This window comes from Sulfitobacter sp. SH24 (assembly GCF_965641895.1).
Classification (GTDB): Bacteria; Pseudomonadota; Alphaproteobacteria; order Rhodobacterales; family Rhodobacteraceae; genus Sulfitobacter; species Sulfitobacter dubius.
In genome coordinates this window covers 898175-915630 of record NZ_OZ282575.1, presented here as the reverse complement: position 1 = coordinate 915630, position 17456 = coordinate 898175, and the positions used below count along the sequence as shown (strand labels likewise).

At 60.8% G+C, this 17456-nt stretch carries 19 protein-coding genes; 14 read left to right on the top strand and 5 right to left on the bottom strand.

The genetic code is table 11. The features are described from left to right. Window positions 1-8: 8 nt before the first annotated feature. The 4 genes from sdhC to ACSQ16_RS06990 form a co-directional block, all read right to left on the bottom strand. Entirely contained in the window at window positions 9-392 is a 384-nt protein-coding gene (gene sdhC, locus ACSQ16_RS07005) for a succinate dehydrogenase, cytochrome b556 subunit (RefSeq protein WP_243261179.1), read from the bottom strand. Between the two features lie 254 nt (window positions 393-646). Further along, the gene (mdh, locus tag ACSQ16_RS07000; protein ID WP_067261933.1) at window positions 647-1609 is read right to left on the bottom strand and encodes a malate dehydrogenase; all 963 of its coding nucleotides are present in this window, start codon (window positions 1607-1609) and stop codon (window positions 647-649) included. A 154-nt stretch (window positions 1610-1763) separates the two neighbouring features. After that, window positions 1764-2864 (bottom strand): PRC-barrel domain-containing protein, encoded by a 1101-nt coding sequence (locus tag ACSQ16_RS06995; protein ID WP_243261180.1) that lies wholly within the window; start codon window positions 2862-2864, stop codon window positions 1764-1766. Window positions 2865-3033: 169 nt separating this feature from the next. Beyond that, a complete protein-coding gene (locus ACSQ16_RS06990; protein WP_243261181.1) occupies window positions 3034-3360 on the bottom strand; it encodes a hypothetical protein in 327 nt (108 codons plus the stop codon). Window positions 3361-3665: 305 nt separating this feature from the next. Between ACSQ16_RS06990 and ACSQ16_RS06985 the strand changes: the two genes are divergently transcribed. From ACSQ16_RS06985 to sucC, 5 genes are all read left to right on the top strand, one after another. Then, window positions 3666-4532 carry an HpcH/HpaI aldolase/citrate lyase family protein gene (locus ACSQ16_RS06985; protein ID WP_243261182.1) on the top strand — a complete coding sequence of 289 codons (867 nt, stop codon included), beginning with the start codon at window positions 3666-3668 and terminating at the stop codon, window positions 4530-4532. Further along, window positions 4529-5086, top strand: coding sequence for an NnrU family protein (locus ACSQ16_RS06980; protein WP_243261183.1), 558 nt, complete (start codon window positions 4529-4531; stop codon window positions 5084-5086). Before ACSQ16_RS06985 ends, ACSQ16_RS06980 begins: the two co-directional genes overlap by 4 nt. Window positions 5087-5099: 13 nt before the next feature. Further along, a complete protein-coding gene (locus ACSQ16_RS06975; protein ID WP_067261906.1) occupies window positions 5100-5303 on the top strand; it encodes a DUF1737 domain-containing protein in 204 nt (67 codons plus the stop codon). Next, entirely contained in the window at window positions 5303-6334 is a 1032-nt protein-coding gene (locus tag ACSQ16_RS06970; RefSeq protein WP_243261184.1) for a MaoC family dehydratase, read from the top strand. The genes ACSQ16_RS06975 and ACSQ16_RS06970 overlap by 1 nt, the downstream gene beginning before the upstream one ends. 224 nt (window positions 6335-6558) lie before the next feature. After that, window positions 6559-7752 carry an ADP-forming succinate--CoA ligase subunit beta gene (gene sucC, locus ACSQ16_RS06965; RefSeq protein ID WP_243261185.1) on the top strand — a complete coding sequence of 398 codons (1194 nt, stop codon included), beginning with the start codon at window positions 6559-6561 and terminating at the stop codon, window positions 7750-7752. On the opposite strand, the gene ACSQ16_RS06960 is transcribed toward sucC, so the two are convergent. After that, window positions 7742-7909: a hypothetical protein gene (locus ACSQ16_RS06960; RefSeq protein WP_243261186.1), complete on the bottom strand. Its 168-nt coding sequence runs from the start codon at window positions 7907-7909 to the stop codon at window positions 7742-7744. The genes sucC and ACSQ16_RS06960 overlap by 11 nt on opposite strands. On the opposite strand from ACSQ16_RS06960, the gene ACSQ16_RS06955 reads away from it, so the two are divergent. The 9 genes from ACSQ16_RS06955 (at window position 7901) to lpdA (ending at window position 17147) form a co-directional block, all read left to right on the top strand. After that, on the top strand, window positions 7901-8194 hold the full coding sequence (locus ACSQ16_RS06955) for a hypothetical protein (protein WP_093928414.1): 294 nt from the start codon (window positions 7901-7903) through the stop codon (window positions 8192-8194). The two genes, ACSQ16_RS06960 and ACSQ16_RS06955, sit on opposite strands and share 9 nt — an antisense overlap. Window positions 8195-8267: 73 nt before the next feature. Next, window positions 8268-8954, top strand: a complete 687-nt coding sequence (locus ACSQ16_RS06950) for a hypothetical protein (protein WP_243261187.1) — start codon at window positions 8268-8270, stop codon at window positions 8952-8954. A 52-nt stretch (window positions 8955-9006) separates the two neighbouring features. Then, a complete protein-coding gene (gene sucD, locus ACSQ16_RS06945; RefSeq protein WP_067630488.1) occupies window positions 9007-9894 on the top strand; it encodes a succinate--CoA ligase subunit alpha in 888 nt (295 codons plus the stop codon). Window positions 9895-9982: 88 nt separating this feature from the next. Then, window positions 9983-12943, top strand: coding sequence for a 2-oxoglutarate dehydrogenase E1 component (locus ACSQ16_RS06940; protein ID WP_243261188.1), 2961 nt, complete (start codon window positions 9983-9985; stop codon window positions 12941-12943). 4 nt (window positions 12944-12947) lie between these two features. Then, on the top strand, window positions 12948-14534 hold the full coding sequence (gene odhB, locus ACSQ16_RS06935; protein WP_243261189.1) for a 2-oxoglutarate dehydrogenase complex dihydrolipoyllysine-residue succinyltransferase: 1587 nt from the start codon (window positions 12948-12950) through the stop codon (window positions 14532-14534). Window positions 14535-14613: 79 nt separating this feature from the next. Beyond that, complete coding sequence (locus tag ACSQ16_RS06930) at window positions 14614-14997, top strand: MAPEG family protein (RefSeq protein ID WP_067623194.1); 384 nt, start codon at window positions 14614-14616, stop codon at window positions 14995-14997. Window positions 14998-15008: 11 nt separating this feature from the next. Then, complete coding sequence (locus ACSQ16_RS06925; RefSeq protein WP_243261190.1) at window positions 15009-15272, top strand: hypothetical protein; 264 nt, start codon at window positions 15009-15011, stop codon at window positions 15270-15272. Next, complete coding sequence (locus ACSQ16_RS06920) at window positions 15269-15664, top strand: MAPEG family protein (RefSeq protein WP_243261191.1); 396 nt, start codon at window positions 15269-15271, stop codon at window positions 15662-15664. Before ACSQ16_RS06925 ends, ACSQ16_RS06920 begins: the two co-directional genes overlap by 4 nt. 94 nt (window positions 15665-15758) lie before the next feature. Next, window positions 15759-17147 carry a dihydrolipoyl dehydrogenase gene (gene lpdA / locus ACSQ16_RS06915; RefSeq protein ID WP_243261192.1) on the top strand — a complete coding sequence of 463 codons (1389 nt, stop codon included), beginning with the start codon at window positions 15759-15761 and terminating at the stop codon, window positions 17145-17147. The last annotated feature ends 309 nt before the right edge of the window (window positions 17148-17456 follow it).

Genomic DNA, 17456 nt, shown 5'->3' with positions numbered 1-17456 from the left:
GTCGCTCCTCAAACGATGATGATGGTCAGGATGGTCAGCACGACCGACCCAATCAGCGCGGTCCAGCCCAGCTTTTCCGCGGTCGGCACGTCGAGCATGCGGCCCGTGTCCCAGATCAGGTGCCGGATGCCGGCGAGCGTGTGATACCACAGACCCAAGAGCGACAGGGTGAACACTAGATCACCGAACCAGCTGGTCATGATCCCGTTCACGGTATCAAAATACTCAACCGACGTCGCCGCGGCGAGGAACCACCACACGATCAACAGCGCGGTGATCAACATCGCGTTGCCGGTGATCCGGGTGAGAATCGACGTCATAGAGGTCAATTGTGGGCGGTAGATCGTCAAATGCGGGGAAAGCGGGCGGTTACCCCGGTTCACATCGGCCATGGCGCGGTCCTTTGTCCTGTGCTTTGTCCTGTGCTTTGCATCTTGATAGCGGTTTTTACAGGACTGTCACGGGGAACTGCGGGGAATCTGCGAGGTTTGGCCGGTGTTTCGGTGGAAAATGACAGAGTGATGTGGTCCTGCCCGCTTTTGTGATCACAGCAGATTATCGTGTGATCACAAAATCAGCATCCCCCCCCGGAACGAAAAAGCGCGCCCCGCTAGGGACGCGCTTTCCAAATGGTGTGTTCTGGCGCTTACGCGAGGCTCTCGTCGATGCCTTTGCAGGCTTCGACCAAACCTTTGACCGCATTGACGGAGTTGTCGAACATCGCCTGCTCGTCTTTGTTCATCGAAATCTCGACAACGCGCTCGACACCGCCAGCACCGATCACGGTAGGCACGCCGACGTAGAAGCCATTCAAGCCGTAAGCACCATCGACATGCGCCGCTGCGGGCAGCACGCGCTTTTGGTCTTTCAGATAAGCTTCGGCCATCTCAATGGCGGAAGTGGCAGGCGCGTAGAAGGCCGAACCGGTCTTCAGCAGACCAACGATCTCGGCGCCACCATCACGGGTGCGCTGCACGATCGCGTCAAGCTTGTCCTGCGTGGTCCAGCCCATCTTGACCAGATCGGGCAGCGGGATGCCTGCAACGGTGGAGTAGCGCACCAGCGGCACCATTGTGTCGCCGTGGCCGCCCAGAACGAAGGCAGTGACGTCTTTCATCGAGACGTTGAACTCAGTCGCGAGGAAGTGACGGAAACGCGCGCTATCAAGCACGCCTGCCATGCCGCAAACCTTGTTGTGCGGCAGACCGGAGAATTCACGCAGCGCCCAGACCATCGCATCAAGCGGGTTGGTGATGCAGATCACGAAAGCGTCCGGCGCGTGTTTGGCAATGCCCTCGCCCACGGATTTCATAACCTTGAGGTTGATGCCCAGCAGGTCATCGCGGCTCATGCCCGGCTTGCGTGCAACACCGGCGGTGACGATGCAGACATCCGCGCCTGCGATGTCGGCGTAATCTTGGGTGCCCGACATGGTGGCGTCGAACTTGCCCGAAGGGCCCGACGACGCGATATCGAGAGCTTTGCCCTCAGGGGTGCCCTCGGCAATGTCAAAAAGGACGACATCGCCCAATTCCTTCAACGCTGCGAGATGGGCGAGAGTGCCGCCGATTTGCCCCGCGCCAATAAGCGCGATCTTGGGTCTGGCCATGGTCATGTCTCCGACAGAGGTTTCATTTGCGCCGGAGATACCGAAATGCACCGTCCCGTGCAAGTTGCAGCATTACGCAGCGGCTAAACACTGCCCTCACCACGAAAAAGGCCGCCCCGAAGGGCGGCCAATTGCTGAAACTTAGAGCGAAGAATTATTCAGCTTCGTATTCGGGCTGCGATTCCAGACGCTCTTCGGTGCTGTCGATGTAGATACGCACATCGTCACCTTCGACGTTTTTCAGAACCTGCAGCTCATCAAATGTCACGGCCACTGGCTTTTCGCCCAGACCAAGGAAACCGCCTACGTTGATGACAACACGGTCAATCTGGCCGTCGTCGCCAAGCAGCAGCGAGTCGATTTCGCCTACGGTTTCGTCATTGGCACCATATACATAGGAGCCTTCAAGGTCTTCAGCAGTCAACTGCTCGATCATGCCCGCTTCGGCGGCTTCATAACCTTCGCGCTCAACTTCTGGGCGCGGCAGCATGTCACGCTCAACGGTCTCGTCACCAGTGATTACGGTGGTGTTGGCGTCAGCTTCGTTGACAGCTTCTTCTGTCTCGGCTTCGGCGTTTTCCATCATGGTGTCGGCTTCTTCCGCCATTTCCTCAGATTCGGCCTCTACTTCATTGGCCATTTCTTCGGTTTCGGCTTCAACGTTCTCGGCCGCGTTCTCAGCGTCCTGCGCCATTTCGTCGGTCTCGGCGTCTACTTCGTTGGCCATTTCCTCAGTTTCGGTTTCAGCACCGTCGACGACTGTGGCGTTGTCGCCAGTTTCGGTCATCGGCTCGCCTTCCATGGTTTCACCTTCCATCGCTTCGCCTTCCATCATGGGGCGTTCGAATTCAGGGGCCTGCTCCAGCATCTCTTTCGAGGTGTTCACAACGAGGAAACGATCACCGTCTTCGTCGTTCAGGATGGTGATCTTATCCATGGAGATGGACACGTCGCGTTCACCCATACCAAGGAAGCCACCGATACCAAGAATAACGGCAGTCACGTCACCGTCTTTGGTCACGATGATGTCGTTGATCTCGCCAATGTCATCCCACTCTTGCTCTGCGTCGGCTGCGACAGGTGTCGCGGCATCGACTTCGGCTTCAGAGTTGTAAATCCGCATACCGATCAGGTCGGATGCAAGGAAGTCTGTCTGCTCAACGGCGACGTTGCCAAAGCCTTCGGAATGCGCGTCAGCAAAGGCTGCGCCGGACATGGTCAGTACGATGGCTGTGGTGCTCAAAAAACGTTTCATTGTAGTACTCCTTCCAGTGAGCGAGTGTTGTTCGCTCTTCTGGAACCACAACCCGAATGGCCTCATCCAGTTCCACCGCTGCTTAAATAAATAGCGCCATCCGCCATGCCCGAAACACAAAAAAGGCGGCCACTGGCCGCCCGCGCCTCACTTAACCGTCCGACCTATATTACGCATCCTCGCCCTTGGCTGGTAACGCTTCGGCCAATTCCTCAAACCCCTGCCCCGATGCGACCAGACAAGTGATCCCGTTGGTGCCCGTTACCGTGATCGTCCAACTTCCCGTCTGACGAGAGGCAAAGACTTCGACCACTGCATTATCGCCGCCCAGCCCCATAGACTGCCGCGTTTCACCGAATCCATCGGCCAGCCGCAGCACAACGTGGTCGCGTGGGGCGCAATGGCCGCGCGTCTGCGCTTCTGTCGTGGTGGCAAGCACCAAGGCCGACGCGGCGGTCAGCGCAGCAAGGTGAAAGATTTTCATTAAACGTGTCATAGCATCTGCCTGTGTATCAAAAGGCGTGGCCCTTGGGACTGGCGATGCGCTGTATTTCACATCGGACCGTGGGCGGCCTAGGTTGAAATGACTGCACCTGCTGTGGTGTGATGTTTCGACAGATGCGATGCAGACCAAATTGCGCCCTAGGCCTGAAGGAGTGGTTAACCCGCCGTCCGGAACAGCCGCGCAACAGCGTTCGCTGCGCCGCGGCATGTTTTGCCTTGAAGTTTTCGCACAAAAATGCCCCTCTGCACGCAACAATGTTAGGTGGCCGATGCGCCGCCCTGCCTAAGGAGCCATACATGACCGCCACAACCCGCCCGCTGCGTTCCGTTCTCTACATCCCCGGTTCCAAGCCTCGCGCGCTCGAAAAAGCACGCGGTCTGGCCTGTGATGCGGTGATCTTCGACCTCGAAGATGCCGTTTCCCCTGATGAGAAAGTCGCCGCACGTGAAACATTGGCTGAGGCGCTCGCTACAGGCGGATACGGCGCACGGATGCGGGTGGTGCGGATCAACGGGCTGGATACCGAATGGGGGGCGGACGACGCCCGTGCCGCCGCGGCTATGAAGCCCGATGCGATTCTGCTGCCCAAAGTCGGCTCCCCTGCAGATCTCGAAGCGCTGACCGAGATTGTGGGCGATGTGCCACTTTGGGCAATGATGGAAACCCCCGGCGCGATGCTCAACGCCGCCGCCATCGCTGGACACCGCCAGTTGCAGGCCATGGTCATGGGCACCAATGATCTGGCGAAAGACCTGCAAACCCGCTTCCGCCCCGACCGCCTGCCGCTGATCACCGGCCTCGGCCTCTGCCTGCTCGCCGCCAAGGCGCATGGCGTGGCGATCATCGACGGGGTGTATAATGCGTTTAAGGATGACGACGGGCTGCGCGCCGAATGCGACCAAGGTCGCGACATGGGCTTTGACGGCAAAACGCTGATCCACCCGGCACAGCTCGAGATCGCCAATGCGGCCTTCACCCCATCGGAGGAGGAAGCCGCCCTCGCCCGCCGCCAGATCGACGCCTATGAAGAGGCGCAGGCCGCCGGTCAGGGCGTGGCGGTCGTCGACGGAAAGATCGTGGAAAATCTCCATGTTGCCACCGCCCGCGAAACACTGGCAAAACTGGCGGCAATTGCAGCCATGAGCCCGGAGCCCTCGCCATGACAATTCTCATCCTCGGTCTGATCCTCTGGGTCGGTGCCCATCTCTTTAAACGTCTGATGCCTGCCAAACGGGCAGAACTCGGCACCGCAGGCCGAGGCGCAGTCGCACTGGCGCTGGTCGTGGCACTTGCTCTAATCATCTGGGGCTATCGCGCGGCCGACTTCATCCCTGTCTGGAACCCGCCTGCGTTCCTTACCCATCTCAACAACCTGCTGATGGTGCTGGCCTTCTGGGTCTTCGGCTCAAGTGCAGCCAAAGGTGCCAAAGCCTGGCCCGCCTATAAAACCCGCCACCCGCAACTGCTGGCCGTCAAAATCTGGGCCACGGCACACCTACTGGTGAACGGTGATCTCGCCTCGATCCTGCTCTTCGGCACCATGCTGGGCTGGGCGGTCAGCGAAGTGATCCTCATCAACCGGGCCGAGCCGGGCTGGACACCCCCGCCCCGCGCTGGCCGCCCAACCTATATCCGCCTGATCGTCATCTCTACGATCATGTTCGTCCTTGTCGCCGGCATTCACACATGGCTCGGCGTTATCCCCTTCCCCAATTGATCCGGAGCCTCCCATGAAAGTTTACCGCTTCCTTTCCGAAGAAGACACGTCCGCCTTTTGCCATAAGGTCACCGATGCATTGAACAAAGGCTGGGAGCTTTACGGCTCCCCGACCCAGACATGGGACCACAAAGCCGGGGTCATGCGCTGCGGCCAAGCCGTGGTAAAGGACGCGCCCGGCACCTATTCGCCCGACACCAAACTAGGCGAACAGTGATGAGTAAAACCAATCGCGGCCGCTTTTTCGAAGATTATCAACTGGGCGAGGTGCTGCACCACGCAGTGCCCCGCACGGTTGGAGAGGGCGAACGCGCACTCTATCATGCGCTATATCCCGCGCGTCACGCGCTATATTCCGCGGACAGTTTTGCACAATCTTGCGGGCTTAAATCCAGCCCGCTTGACGATATGATCGCCTTTCACATCGTCTTTGGCAAAACCGTGCCGGATGTTTCGCTCAACGCGGTGGCCAACCTTGGCTATGCGCAAGGCCGCTGGCTAACGCCAGTCTGGCCCGGCGACACGCTGCGCGCCGAAAGCGAAGTCATCGGTCTCAAGCAAAACTCCAACGGGAAGACTGGTGTGGTCTGGGTTCGCACCACCGGGCTGAACCAACACAACGAGAAGGTCTTGGAATACGTCCGCTGGGTGATGGTGCGCAAAGGCGATCTGGACGCCGCCGCGCCCCAGACAACCGTGCCTGACCTACCCGACGCCCTGACCGTCAACCAACTCAAGGTGCCGGAGGGGCTGATTTTCTCCGACTACGACTTCGCCCAAGCCGGAGAGCCGCACCGCTGGGGTGACTATGAACTGGGTGAAAAGATCGACCACGTGGACGGTGTGACTGTCGAAGAAGCCGAACACATGATCGCCACGCGCCTATGGCAGAACACCGCGAAAGTGCATTTCGACACGTCCGCTCGGCCCGATGGGTCGCGGTTGATCTATGGCGGCCATGTTATCTCAATGGCGCGGGCGCTGTCGTTCAACGGGTTGGCCAATGCGCAGATGATCGTGGGGCTGAACGGTGGGGCCCATGCGAACCCCTGCCTATCGGGCGACACGATCCGCGCGTGGACCGAAGTCCTCGACAAAGCCGAGACAGCAGCCCCCGGCGTCGGCGCAATCCGACTGCGGCTGGTGGCCACCAAAGGGGGTGCCCCCTTTGAGTTACGCGATGAAGAGGGTAAATACCGCCCAGAGGTTCTTCTTGACCTCGATTATTGGGCGCTCATGCCGCGCTGAAATATCGGCCCGACCAGACGGTCGGGCCACCTATCCCCCCTAATACAAGCAAAAATCAGCCGATTCGGACGGGCTGAGCAATTTTGTGATCACACGCATTTATCGTGTGATCACAAAACGCATTTTTAGCTGGTCAAACCCGACTTTCTCCGAAAAAACCCTTACAGGAACGAGAGTCACCCCCATACTACGGGGCAACTGGAACAGAAACGGGACCGTTTTTCATGAACATCCACGAATATCAGGCGAAAGCCCTCCTGCGCAGCTATGGCGCCCCTGTCTCCGACGGCCGCGTCGTGCTCAAGGCCGAAGACGCCAAGACCGCCGCTGGTGAGATGGACGGCCCGCTTTGGGTGGTCAAAGCGCAGATCCATGCAGGTGGCCGCGGCAAAGGCAGCTTCAAAGAAGCCTCCGCTGGCGAAAAGGGCGGTGTGCGCCTTGCCAAATCCGTGGAAGAAGCCGCTGAAGAAGCCAAAAAGATGCTGGGCAAGACGCTGGTCACGCACCAGACCGGCCCCGCAGGCAAACAGGTCAACCGCATCTACATCGAAGATGGTTCCGACATCGAGCGTGAGCTGTACCTCGCCCTGCTGGTGGACCGCCAAACCAGCCGCATCTCCTTTGTCTGCTCCACCGAAGGCGGCATGGACATTGAAGAAGTCGCCGAAGCGACGCCTGAGAAAATCCTCAGCTTCTCCGTCGATCCGGCCACCGGCTACCAGCCCTACCACGGCCGCCGCGTGGCCTTTTCGCTGGGCCTCGAAGGCACCGCTGTCAAGCAGTGCGTCAAGCTGATGGGTCAACTCTACCAAGCCTTCATCGAGAAGGACATGGAGATGCTTGAGATCAACCCGCTAATCGTCATGCCCGGCAACGACCTGAAAGTGCTCGACGCAAAAGTTGGCTTCGACGGCAACGCCATGTACCGCCAGCCCGACATCGCCAACCTGCGCGACGAGACCGAGGAAGACTCCAAGGAACTCGAAGCCTCCAAGTATGACCTGAACTACATCGCGCTGGATGGCGAGATCGGCTGCATGGTGAACGGCGCGGGCCTTGCCATGGCGACAATGGACATCATCAAACTCTACGGTGCCGAGCCTGCCAACTTCCTCGACGTAGGCGGTGGCGCGACCAAAGAGAAAGTCACAGAAGCCTTCAAGATCATCACCTCCGATGAGAACGTCAAAGGCATCCTCGTGAACATCTTCGGCGGCATCATGCGTTGTGACGTCATCGCCGAAGGCGTTGTCGCCGCGGTGAAAGAAGTCGGTCTGAAAGTGCCGCTGGTTGTCCGTCTCGAAGGCACCAACGTCGAAGAAGGCAAAGCGATCATCAACAACTCCGGTCTCGACGTCATCGCCGCCGACGACCTGAAAGATGGCGCGCAGAAGATCGTGAAAGCGGTCAAAGGCTAAGCCCTTCCCCGATCACCCCCGCACGGCTTTCGCGCCGATCGGGGGTGGCCGATATCACCGTTCCTGCCGCCCCGCTGCGGCAGGAGCCGATGCGACGAAACAGTGCCGCGCCCACCCGATGATGCCCCAATGGAGCAATGAGGTCAGTATGGATCACTCTCCCAAATCCTCCCCCGTTCTGACGGGTATTGCGCTATTGGGGGCGGGCATTCTGATCCGGCAGTGGCAACCCGGCGCCCTGCGTCTGCCCGAACCGGTCAACCACCGGCGCCACGACCGCGGAATGCGCCGCGCCGCGCGGAAATCCCGTGACGGGCTGGCGATGATCCTGCCGTCGAACCTCACCGGCTCCATTGGCCGCAGCCTGATGATCATGGGCGCGGGCCTGCTGACCCTGCGGGTGCTGGACCTGCTGGTCGATCAAGATGAGCAGCTTTACTGATGCCCGCGCTTACCTCCGCCTCCCTTTCCCAACACGCGGCCAAGCGCGACCGTGCCCCGCAGAAGGTAGGCCTATGACACAGGCGCTTTCCTCCTCTCGCACCGGCTGGTGGGTGATCCTTGCCCTGATCGTGGCCTTTGCCGCGCAGATGGTCGTCGTGAACGGCCTGCCTGCCGCCACCCAAACCACCTTGCTGGCCGAAGGCGGCTTTTACGAAAGCCTCTCCGTCGTGGGCTATATCCTCTGCATTCTCGCATTGGTCTGGACGCTGCGCGGCGCGGTGCTGCGGGTCTGGTATCTGCCGCTGGTGCTGGCGGTCATGGCCGCGCGCGAATTGGACCTCGACAAAAGCCTCTTCTCTCGCGGTCTGTTCAAAGCCCGGCAATATACCGGTGAGGGCGTGCCACTGGCCGAACGGCTGATCGCCGCACTGATCCTTGCGCTGATCGTCACCGCGATCCTGCTGATGCTTCGGCGTCACGCCCGTCCCTATCTCACGGCCCTGTTTCGCGGCCGCGCTTGGGCCGGGGCCGTCCTGCTGGGGATCGGCTTCACGGTCGCTTACAAACTGCTCGACGGCATTGCGCGCAAACTCGCTCCCTTGGGGATCGAGGTTTCCGCCGATGCCGAACGCACCGCCTTCGTCGTCGAGGAGATCGGGGAGCTTGGCATCCCGGTCATGTTCCTCGCCGCCATCCTGCTGTGGCCCGGCCCTGCGCCTGCCACAGCGCATCCCACCAACCGGGCGCACCGCGTCTGACGCCCCCGGGGCCCGCCCCCGGGATTAAATATCACCGACCAAGGAAGAAATCATGGCCGTACTAGTCAACGAAAACACCAAAGTCATCTGTCAGGGTCTGACCGGCTCGCAGGGGACGTTCCACACCGAACAGGCCATCGCCTATGGCACCAAGATGGTTGGCGGCGTCACGCCCGGCAAAGGCGGTCAGACGCATCTCGACCTGCCGGTATTCAACTCCGTGCACGAAGCCAAGCACGTGACCGAGGCCAATGCCTCCGTGATCTACGTCCCGCCCCCCTTCGCCGCCGACTCGATCCTTGAGGCGATCGACGCCGAAATGGAGCTGATCGTCTGCATCACCGAAGGCATCCCGGTGCTCGACATGGCCCGCGTCGCCCGCGCGCTCGAAGGCTCCAAGTCGCGCCTCATCGGCCCAAACTGCCCCGGCGTTATCACGCCTGACGCCTGCAAAATCGGCATCATGCCGGGCCACATCCACCGTCGCGGCTCGGTTGGCGTTGTATCGCGCTCGGGCACGCTTACCTATGAAGCGGTCAAGCAGACCACCGACATGGGCCTCGGCCAGTCTTCCGCTGTCGGCATTGGCGGCGACCCGATCAAAGGGACCGAGCATATCGACGTGCTGGAAATGTTCCTTGCCGACCCCGAAACACAGTCGATCATCATGATTGGCGAAATTGGCGGCTCCGCCGAAGAGGAAGCGGCACAGTTCTTGGCCGACGAAAAGAAGAAAGGCCGCTGGAAGCCGACCGCTGGTTTCATCGCGGGCCGCACGGCCCCTCCCGGCCGCCGTATGGGCCACGCAGGCGCGATTGTCGCCGGTGGCAAAGGCGACGCGGAGAGCAAGATCGAAGCGATGAAAGAAGCCGGTATCGTCGTGGCAGACAGCCCCGCGACACTGGGCGAAGCGGTCAAGGAAGCGATCGACAAGGGCTGATGCCCCTCCGGTCTTGCGGTGCCTCTTGGGGTGCTGCAAGACCCCACGACCCCTATGCCTACGGTCCCAACCCACACGAGGTACTCTCATGACCGACCAACCCGCCAACGAACAGTTCCACGCCTCTTCTTTTATGGAAGGCGAAAACGCAGAGTATCTTGAGGCGATGTACGCCCGCTATGCCAACGACCCCAATGCGGTCGACGACGCTTGGCAGGAATTTTTCGCGGCGATGGGCGATGACGCCGGGACTGCACAGGCAGAGGCCGCCGGCCCCTCTTGGGCGCGGCCCGATTGGCCCCCCGCCCCCGCAGGCGAAGTCATGGGCGCGCTGACCGGTGTTTGGCCCGAACCCGAAGAGGCGAAATCCGCTGGCGACAAGATCAAAGCCAAGGCCGCCGAGAAGGGTGTCGAAGTTTCCACCGATCAAATCCGCGGCGCCGTACTGGACAGTATCCGCGCGTTGATGCTGATCCGCGCTTACCGCATCCGGGGCCATCTGGCCGCCTCGCTTGACCCGCTTGGCATGCGCGACACGGGCAACCAGCCCGAACTTGACCCTAAATCCTACGGCTTCACCGATGCCGACATGGATCGTCCGATCTTTATCGACAATGTGCTGGGCCTCGAAGTGGCCACGATGAAGCAGATCGTCGACATCGTGCGCTCGACCTACTGTGGCACCTTCGCGCTGCAATACATGCATATCTCGGACCCAGAGCAGGCCGGTTGGCTGAAAGAGCGGATCGAGGGCTACGGCAAGGAAATCCAATTTACCAAGGAAGGCCGCAAGGCGATCCTGAGCAAGCTGGTCGAAGCCGAAGGTTTCGAGAAGTTCCTGCACGTCAAATACATGGGCACCAAGCGTTTCGGTCTTGATGGCGGCGAAAGCCTTGTTCCCGCGATGGAGCAGATCATCAAACGCGGCGGCCAGTTGGGCGTCAAAGATATTGTCATCGGCATGCCCCACCGGGGCCGCTTGTCGGTGCTCGCCAATGTGATGCAAAAACCCTACCGGGCGATCTTCAACGAGTTTCAGGGCGGCAGCTTCAAACCCGAAGATGTCGACGGCTCTGGCGATGTCAAATACCACCTCGGCGCGTCGTCTGACCGTGAGTTTGACGGCAATTCCGTCCACCTGTCACTCACCGCCAACCCCTCGCACCTCGAAGCAGTGAACCCCGTCGTACTGGGCAAGGTCCGCGCCAAGCAGGACCAACTGAACGACGAAGACCGGACCGCCGTGATGCCGATCCTGTTGCACGGCGACGCGGCCTTTGCGGGTCAAGGTGTTGTGGCCGAATGTTTCGCACTTTCGGGCCTCAAGGGTCACAAGACCGGCGGCACCATGCATATCGTGGTGAACAACCAGATCGGTTTCACCACCGCGCCGCATTTCTCGCGCTCCTCGCCCTACCCCACCGACAACGCGCTGGTGGTTGAGGCACCGATCTTCCACGTTAACGGCGATGATCCTGAAGCGGTCGTTCACGCTGCCCGCGTGGCCACCGAGTTCCGCCAGAAATTCCACAAAGACGTGGTCATCGACATCTTCTGCTACCGCCGCTTTGGTCACAACGAAGGCGACGAGCCGATGTTCACCAACCCGGTGATGTACAAGAGCATCAAGAAGCAAAAGACCACGCTCAGCCTTTATACCGAACGTTTGGTCAAAGACGGTCTGATCCCCGAGGGCGAGATCGAGGACATGAAATCTGCGTTCCAGAAACAACTGGGCGAAGAGTTTGAGGCCGGTAAAGAATACCGCCCCAACAAGGCCGACTGGCTGGACGGCAAATGGTCCGGCATGGACAAAAAGAAAAAGTCCTACCAGCGCGGCAAGACGGCCATTGCACCGGAGACGATGGAACAGGTTGGCAAGGCGCTGACCACTGCGCCTGATGGGTTCCCGTTGCACAAGACGATCGGTCGTCTGATGGAAGCCAAAAAGCAGATGTTCGACAGCGGCGAAGGTTTTGACTGGGCCACGGCCGAAGCTTTGGCCTTCGGCTCGCTCCAAACCGAGGGCTACAAAGTGCGCCTGTCAGGCCAAGACAGTACGCGCGGCACCTTCAGCCAGCGGCACTCGGCCTTTATCAATCAAGACAACGAAGACCGCTACTACCCGCTGAACCACATCCGCGAGGGTCAGGCCGAGTATGAAGTCATCGACTCCATGCTCAGCGAATATGCGGTGCTGGGGTTTGAGTATGGCTACAGCCTCGCCGAACCCAACGCGCTGACGCTTTGGGAGGCGCAGTTCGGTGACTTCGCCAACGGCGCGCAGATCATGTTCGACCAGTTCATCTCAAGCGGTGAAAGCAAATGGCTGCGCATGTCGGGCCTCGTCTGCCTGATGCCGCATGGCTATGAGGGTCAGGGGCCTGAGCACTCCTCTGCCCGTCTGGAGCGCTTCCTCACCATGTGCGGCGGCGACAACTGGATCGTGGCGAACTGCACCACGCCCGCCAACTACTTCCACATCCTGCGCCGTCAGCTGCACCGCAGCTACCGCAAGCCGCTGATGTTGATGACCCCCAAGTCGCTGCTGCGCCACAAGTTGGCCGTCAGCAAGGCCGAGGATTTCACCACCGGCTCCAGCTTCCACCGGGTGCTCTGGGATGACGCCGAAAAGGGCAACTCAGACACCAAACTGGTGGCAGATGACAAGATCAAGCGCGTGGTGATGTGTTCGGGCAAGGTCTATTACGACCTGCTGGAAGAGCGCGACGCGCGTGGCATCGACGATGTCTACATCCTGCGGTTCGAGCAGTTCTACCCCTTCCCCGCGCAATCCGCGGTCCGAGAGTTGGAGCGCTTCAAACAGGCCGAGATGATCTGGTGCCAAGAAGAGCCTAAAAATCAAGGTGCCTGGTCCTTTATCGAGCCCAACATCGAATGGGTTCTGGGCCGCATCGACGCCAAGCATGGCCGCGCCTCCTATGTGGGCCGCGCCACCGCCGCCTCGCCCGCCACGGGTCTGGCCAGCCAGCACAAAGCACAACAAGCCGCCCTCGTCGACGAGGCGCTGACCATCAAAGGAAACTAAGACCATGACAAGCGAAGTACGCGTACCCACGCTGGGCGAATCCGTCACCGAAGCCACCGTTGCCACATGGTTCAAGAAGCCCGGCGATACCGTCGCGGTGGATGAAATGCTCTGCGAATTGGAGACCGACAAGGTCACCGTCGAAGTGCCCAGCCCCGTAGCTGGCACCCTGAGCGAGATTGTTGCTCAAGAGGGTGACACCGTCGGCGTCGACGCCCTGCTGGCCAATGTCAGCGAAGGTGACAGCGGCAGCGATGCGGCCCCCAAAGCCAAAGAAGCCGCCAAAGATGACGAGGCTGCCTCTCAATCCGACCGTGGCGGCGATGCGCCCAAGTCGATCGACGCAGGCTCTGCCGATGTGGCCGCCCGCGAAGGCGAAACCACCGAGGTCAAAGTGCCAACACTGGGCGAGTCGGTCACCGAAGCGACCGTCAGCACTTGGTTCAAGAAAGTCGGCGACAGTGTTGAGGCCGACGAGATGCTCTGCGAGTTGGAAACCGACAAGGTCAGCGTTGAAGTGCCCTCGCCCGCCGCTGGCGTATTGGCCGAGATCCTCGCCGAAGAAGGTAGCACAGTTGAAGCCTCTGCCACGCTGGCCGTTCTGACCTCCGGTTCCGGTGCTGCCGCCCCGAAAGGCGAAGACGCCAAATCCGGCGCCGGTGCCGCGCCTGAGACCAAAACCGCAGATGGCAAAGACGTCGAAGACGCGCCTTCCGCCAAAAAGGCGATGGCCGAAGCGGGCATCAGCCGCGATCAGGTGACAGGCTCGGGCCGCGATGGCCGCGTGATGAAGGAAGACGTGGCCAAAGCCGTGGCCGCTGGCACCTCTGCCGCGCCCAAGGCCGAGGCCAAACCCGCCGCACCCCGCGCCGCCTCCGCCCCCGATGACGCCGCCCGCGAAGAGCGCGTCAAGATGACCCGCCTCAAGCAGACCATGGCGCGCCGCCTCAAGGAAGCGCAGAACACTGCCGCGATCCTGACCACCTTCAACGAGGTCGACATGACCGAGGTCATGGCGCTGCGGAACACCTACAAGGCTGATTTTGAAAAGAAACACGGCGTCCGCATGGGCTTCATGTCGTTCTTCACCAAGGCCTGCTGCCACGCGCTGAAGGAAATCCCCGAGGTCAACGCCGAGATCGACGGCACCGACATTATCTATAAGAACTACGTCCACATGGGTGTCGCCGCCGGCACGCCCACGGGCCTTGTGGTGCCGGTGATCAAAGACGCCGACGCGATGTCCTTCGCCGAGATCGAAAAGGCCGTAAACGCCATGGGCAAGAAAGCCCGTGACGGCAAGCTGACCATGGCCGACATGACCGGCGGCACCTTCACCATCTCCAACGGCGGCGTCTACGGCTCGCTGATGACCGCACCGATCCTGAACCCACCACAGTCCGGCATCCTCGGTATGGCGAAGATTCAGGACCGTCCGATGGCGATCAACGGTCAGGTCGTGATCCGTCCGATGATGTATATCTCGCTCAGCTACGACCACCGGATCATCGACGGCAAGGGCGCTGTGACCTTCCTCGTCCGCGTCAAAGAGATGCTCGAAGATCCCCGCCGCCTGTTGATGGATCTGTGATATGGTGGGCGGGGGGCAACCCCCGCCCTATCTACCTGTTGAACGATGGGGCGTTTCCCCGAAGTGAAAGGGCCAGATCATGACCGAAACCACCCTCCTCGCCGCCTATGGCCTTCTGGTCATGCTGACGATCCTCTTGCAGGTATTGGGCGCGACCCGGCAGCTCTCAATGGGCTACCTGATGTCCTCCCGCGATGAGACGCGCACCACCACCGGCATGACCGCCCGTCTGGGCCGCGCGGTCGATAACTCCGTTGTGGCCATGGCGCTTTTTGCGCCCGCCGTGCTGCTGATCGAGATGCTGGGCCGCAATAACAGCGCCACCCTGCTGGCCGCGCAGGTCTTCCTGCTCGCACGCATCATCTACGTCATTGTCTATGCACTCGGCGTGCCGACGATCCGAACGCTGGCATGGCTCGCAGGCTACGCCGCCACCGCCGTTCTCTATTTCCACGCGCTCTGAAAGGCATTCCCATGCAGATGATCTGCCACTTCGACGTCACCGATTTCGCCGCTTGGAAAGACGCCTTTGACGCCGATGCCGAAGCACGGCGCAACGCGGGGCTGTCGGTCCTGCAAATCTGGAAACACGCCGACAGCAGCACCAAGGCTTCCGTTCTGCTTGATGCGAACGACCGCAAGAAGGCCGACGACTGGCTCGCCCGCTCCAACGCGCTCAGCAGCGACGACAAGGGCACCGTGACCGGCTCCACCGCCTATTTCGTGAAATCCGCATGAGCGTTGAGCTGACCGTTCTGGCCTTGGCGGCCCTGCTGCAAGGGCTGCAATTCGTGCTCTACGCCGTGCCCGCCAACCGCGAGATCGGCCCCGGCTACACCATGTCGGCCCGCGACCGCGAGCCGAGCCGCGCACTGTCGGACCGCACCGCCCGTCTGGGCCGCGCATTGGACAACCACTTCGAAGGGCTGATCCTATTCGGTATCGCCGTGGGCGTGGTTCAGATGTCGGCCCAGAACACCGCTTTCACCGCCGCCTGCGCTTGGGTCTATCTCATCGCCCGCGTGCTCTATGTTCCCGCCTACGCGCTCGGCCTGCGCCCGCACCGCTCACTCATCTGGGTCGTGGGCTTTGCCGCGACCATGCTGATGCTGCTGGCGGCCCTTATTTAACCCTTCCCCCCAACACCCGCAGGCAGCGGCGCTTGCACCTGAAACCCGCGCGCCCTACCTTGCCTGTAACACCTGACTGCTAAGGAGACCCCCCATGTCGAGCTATGATGTCATCGTGATCGGCTCCGGCCCCGGCGGCTATGTCGCCGCCATCCGTTGCGCGCAACTGGGCCTGAAAACCGCCTGTGTGGAGGGCCGCGAAACCCTTGGCGGCACCTGCCTCAACGTGGGCTGCATCCCCTCCAAGGCGCTGCTGCACGCCACGCATATGCTGCATGAGGCCGAGCATAATTTTGACGAGATGGGCCTCAAAGGCAAAGCACCTTCCGTTGATTGGAAGCAGATGCTGACCTACAAAGACAAGACCATCGAGACCAACACTAAGGGGATCGAATTCCTGTTCAAAAAGAACAAGATCGACTGGCTCAAAGGTTGGGGTTCGATCCCCGAGGCGGGCAAGGTCAAGGTCGGTGATGAGGTCCATGAGGCCAAGAACATCATCATCGCTTCCGGCTCCGAAGCGGCCTCCCTGCCGGGCGTCGAAGTCGACGAGAAGACCGTCGTAACCTCCACCGGCGCGCTGGAACTGGGCAAGATCCCCAAAAAGATGGTGGTGATCGGCGCGGGCGTCATCGGGCTGGAACTGGGCAGCGTCTATGCGCGTCTGGGGACCGAGATCACCGTGGTTGAATTCCTTGATGCGATCACTCCGGGCATGGACCCCGAGGTGCAAAAGACCTTCCAGCGCATGCTGAAAAAACAAGGCATCAACTTCGTCATGGGCGCCGCCGTGCAGAAGACCGAAGTCGCCAAGGGCAAAGCCAAGGTCAGCTACAAGCTGCGCAAAGACGACAGTGAACATGAGATCGAAGCCGACACCGTGCTCGTCGCCACAGGCCGCAAACCCGTTGTCAAAGGCATGGGGCTGGATGATCTCGGCGTCAAAATGACCGAGCGCGGCCAGATCGCCGTGAACGAGCATTGGGAAACCTCCGTCAAAGGCGTCTATGCCATCGGCGACGTGATCGAAGGCCCGATGCTGGCTCACAAGGCCGAGGACGAAGGCATGGCCGCCGCCGAAGTGATCGCGGGTAAACATGGCCATGTGAACTACGGCGTGATCCCCGGCGTGATCTACACCCACCCGGAGGTCGCCTCCGTCGGTGAGACCGAAGCGACCCTCAAGGAAGCGGGCCGCGAGTACAAAGTCGGAAAGTTCTCCTTCATGGGTAACGCGCGGGCCAAGGCAGTCTTTGCCGGTGACGGTTTCGTCAAGCTGATTGCCGACAAGGAAACCGACCGCATCCTCGGCTGCCACATCATCGGCCCCGGCGCGGGCGATCTGATCCACGAGGTCTGCGTGGCGATGGAATTCGGCGCCTCGGCGCAGGATCTGGCGATGACCTGCCACGCGCACCCAACCTATTCCGAAGCCGTGCGCGAAGCCGCACTGGCCTGCGGCGACGGACCGATCCACATGTAGGACAAGGGGGCGGACCAAAGGTCCGCCCTTTTTCGTTGCGCAGGGTGCGCGCGGCGAGCGCATCAGGCGTTAACACCCCTGCTCTACAACTTCCCCCGTCGCGACACACACGGAAGACGAGGCCCTTTGCGGGTCATGTCGATACGTAGAGACATGCAGGGTGACGCCTGCTCTTTCCACCTCCCCAAGGCGGCGCCGCCACTTTAACGGCTTCCCGATATAAAATAACGATAACCCGCGAAGCATTGGCTTCGGCGGTGGTTCTACCTGTGCTGGTAGATAACAAAGGGCAGCGGCTTAGAAGGCACA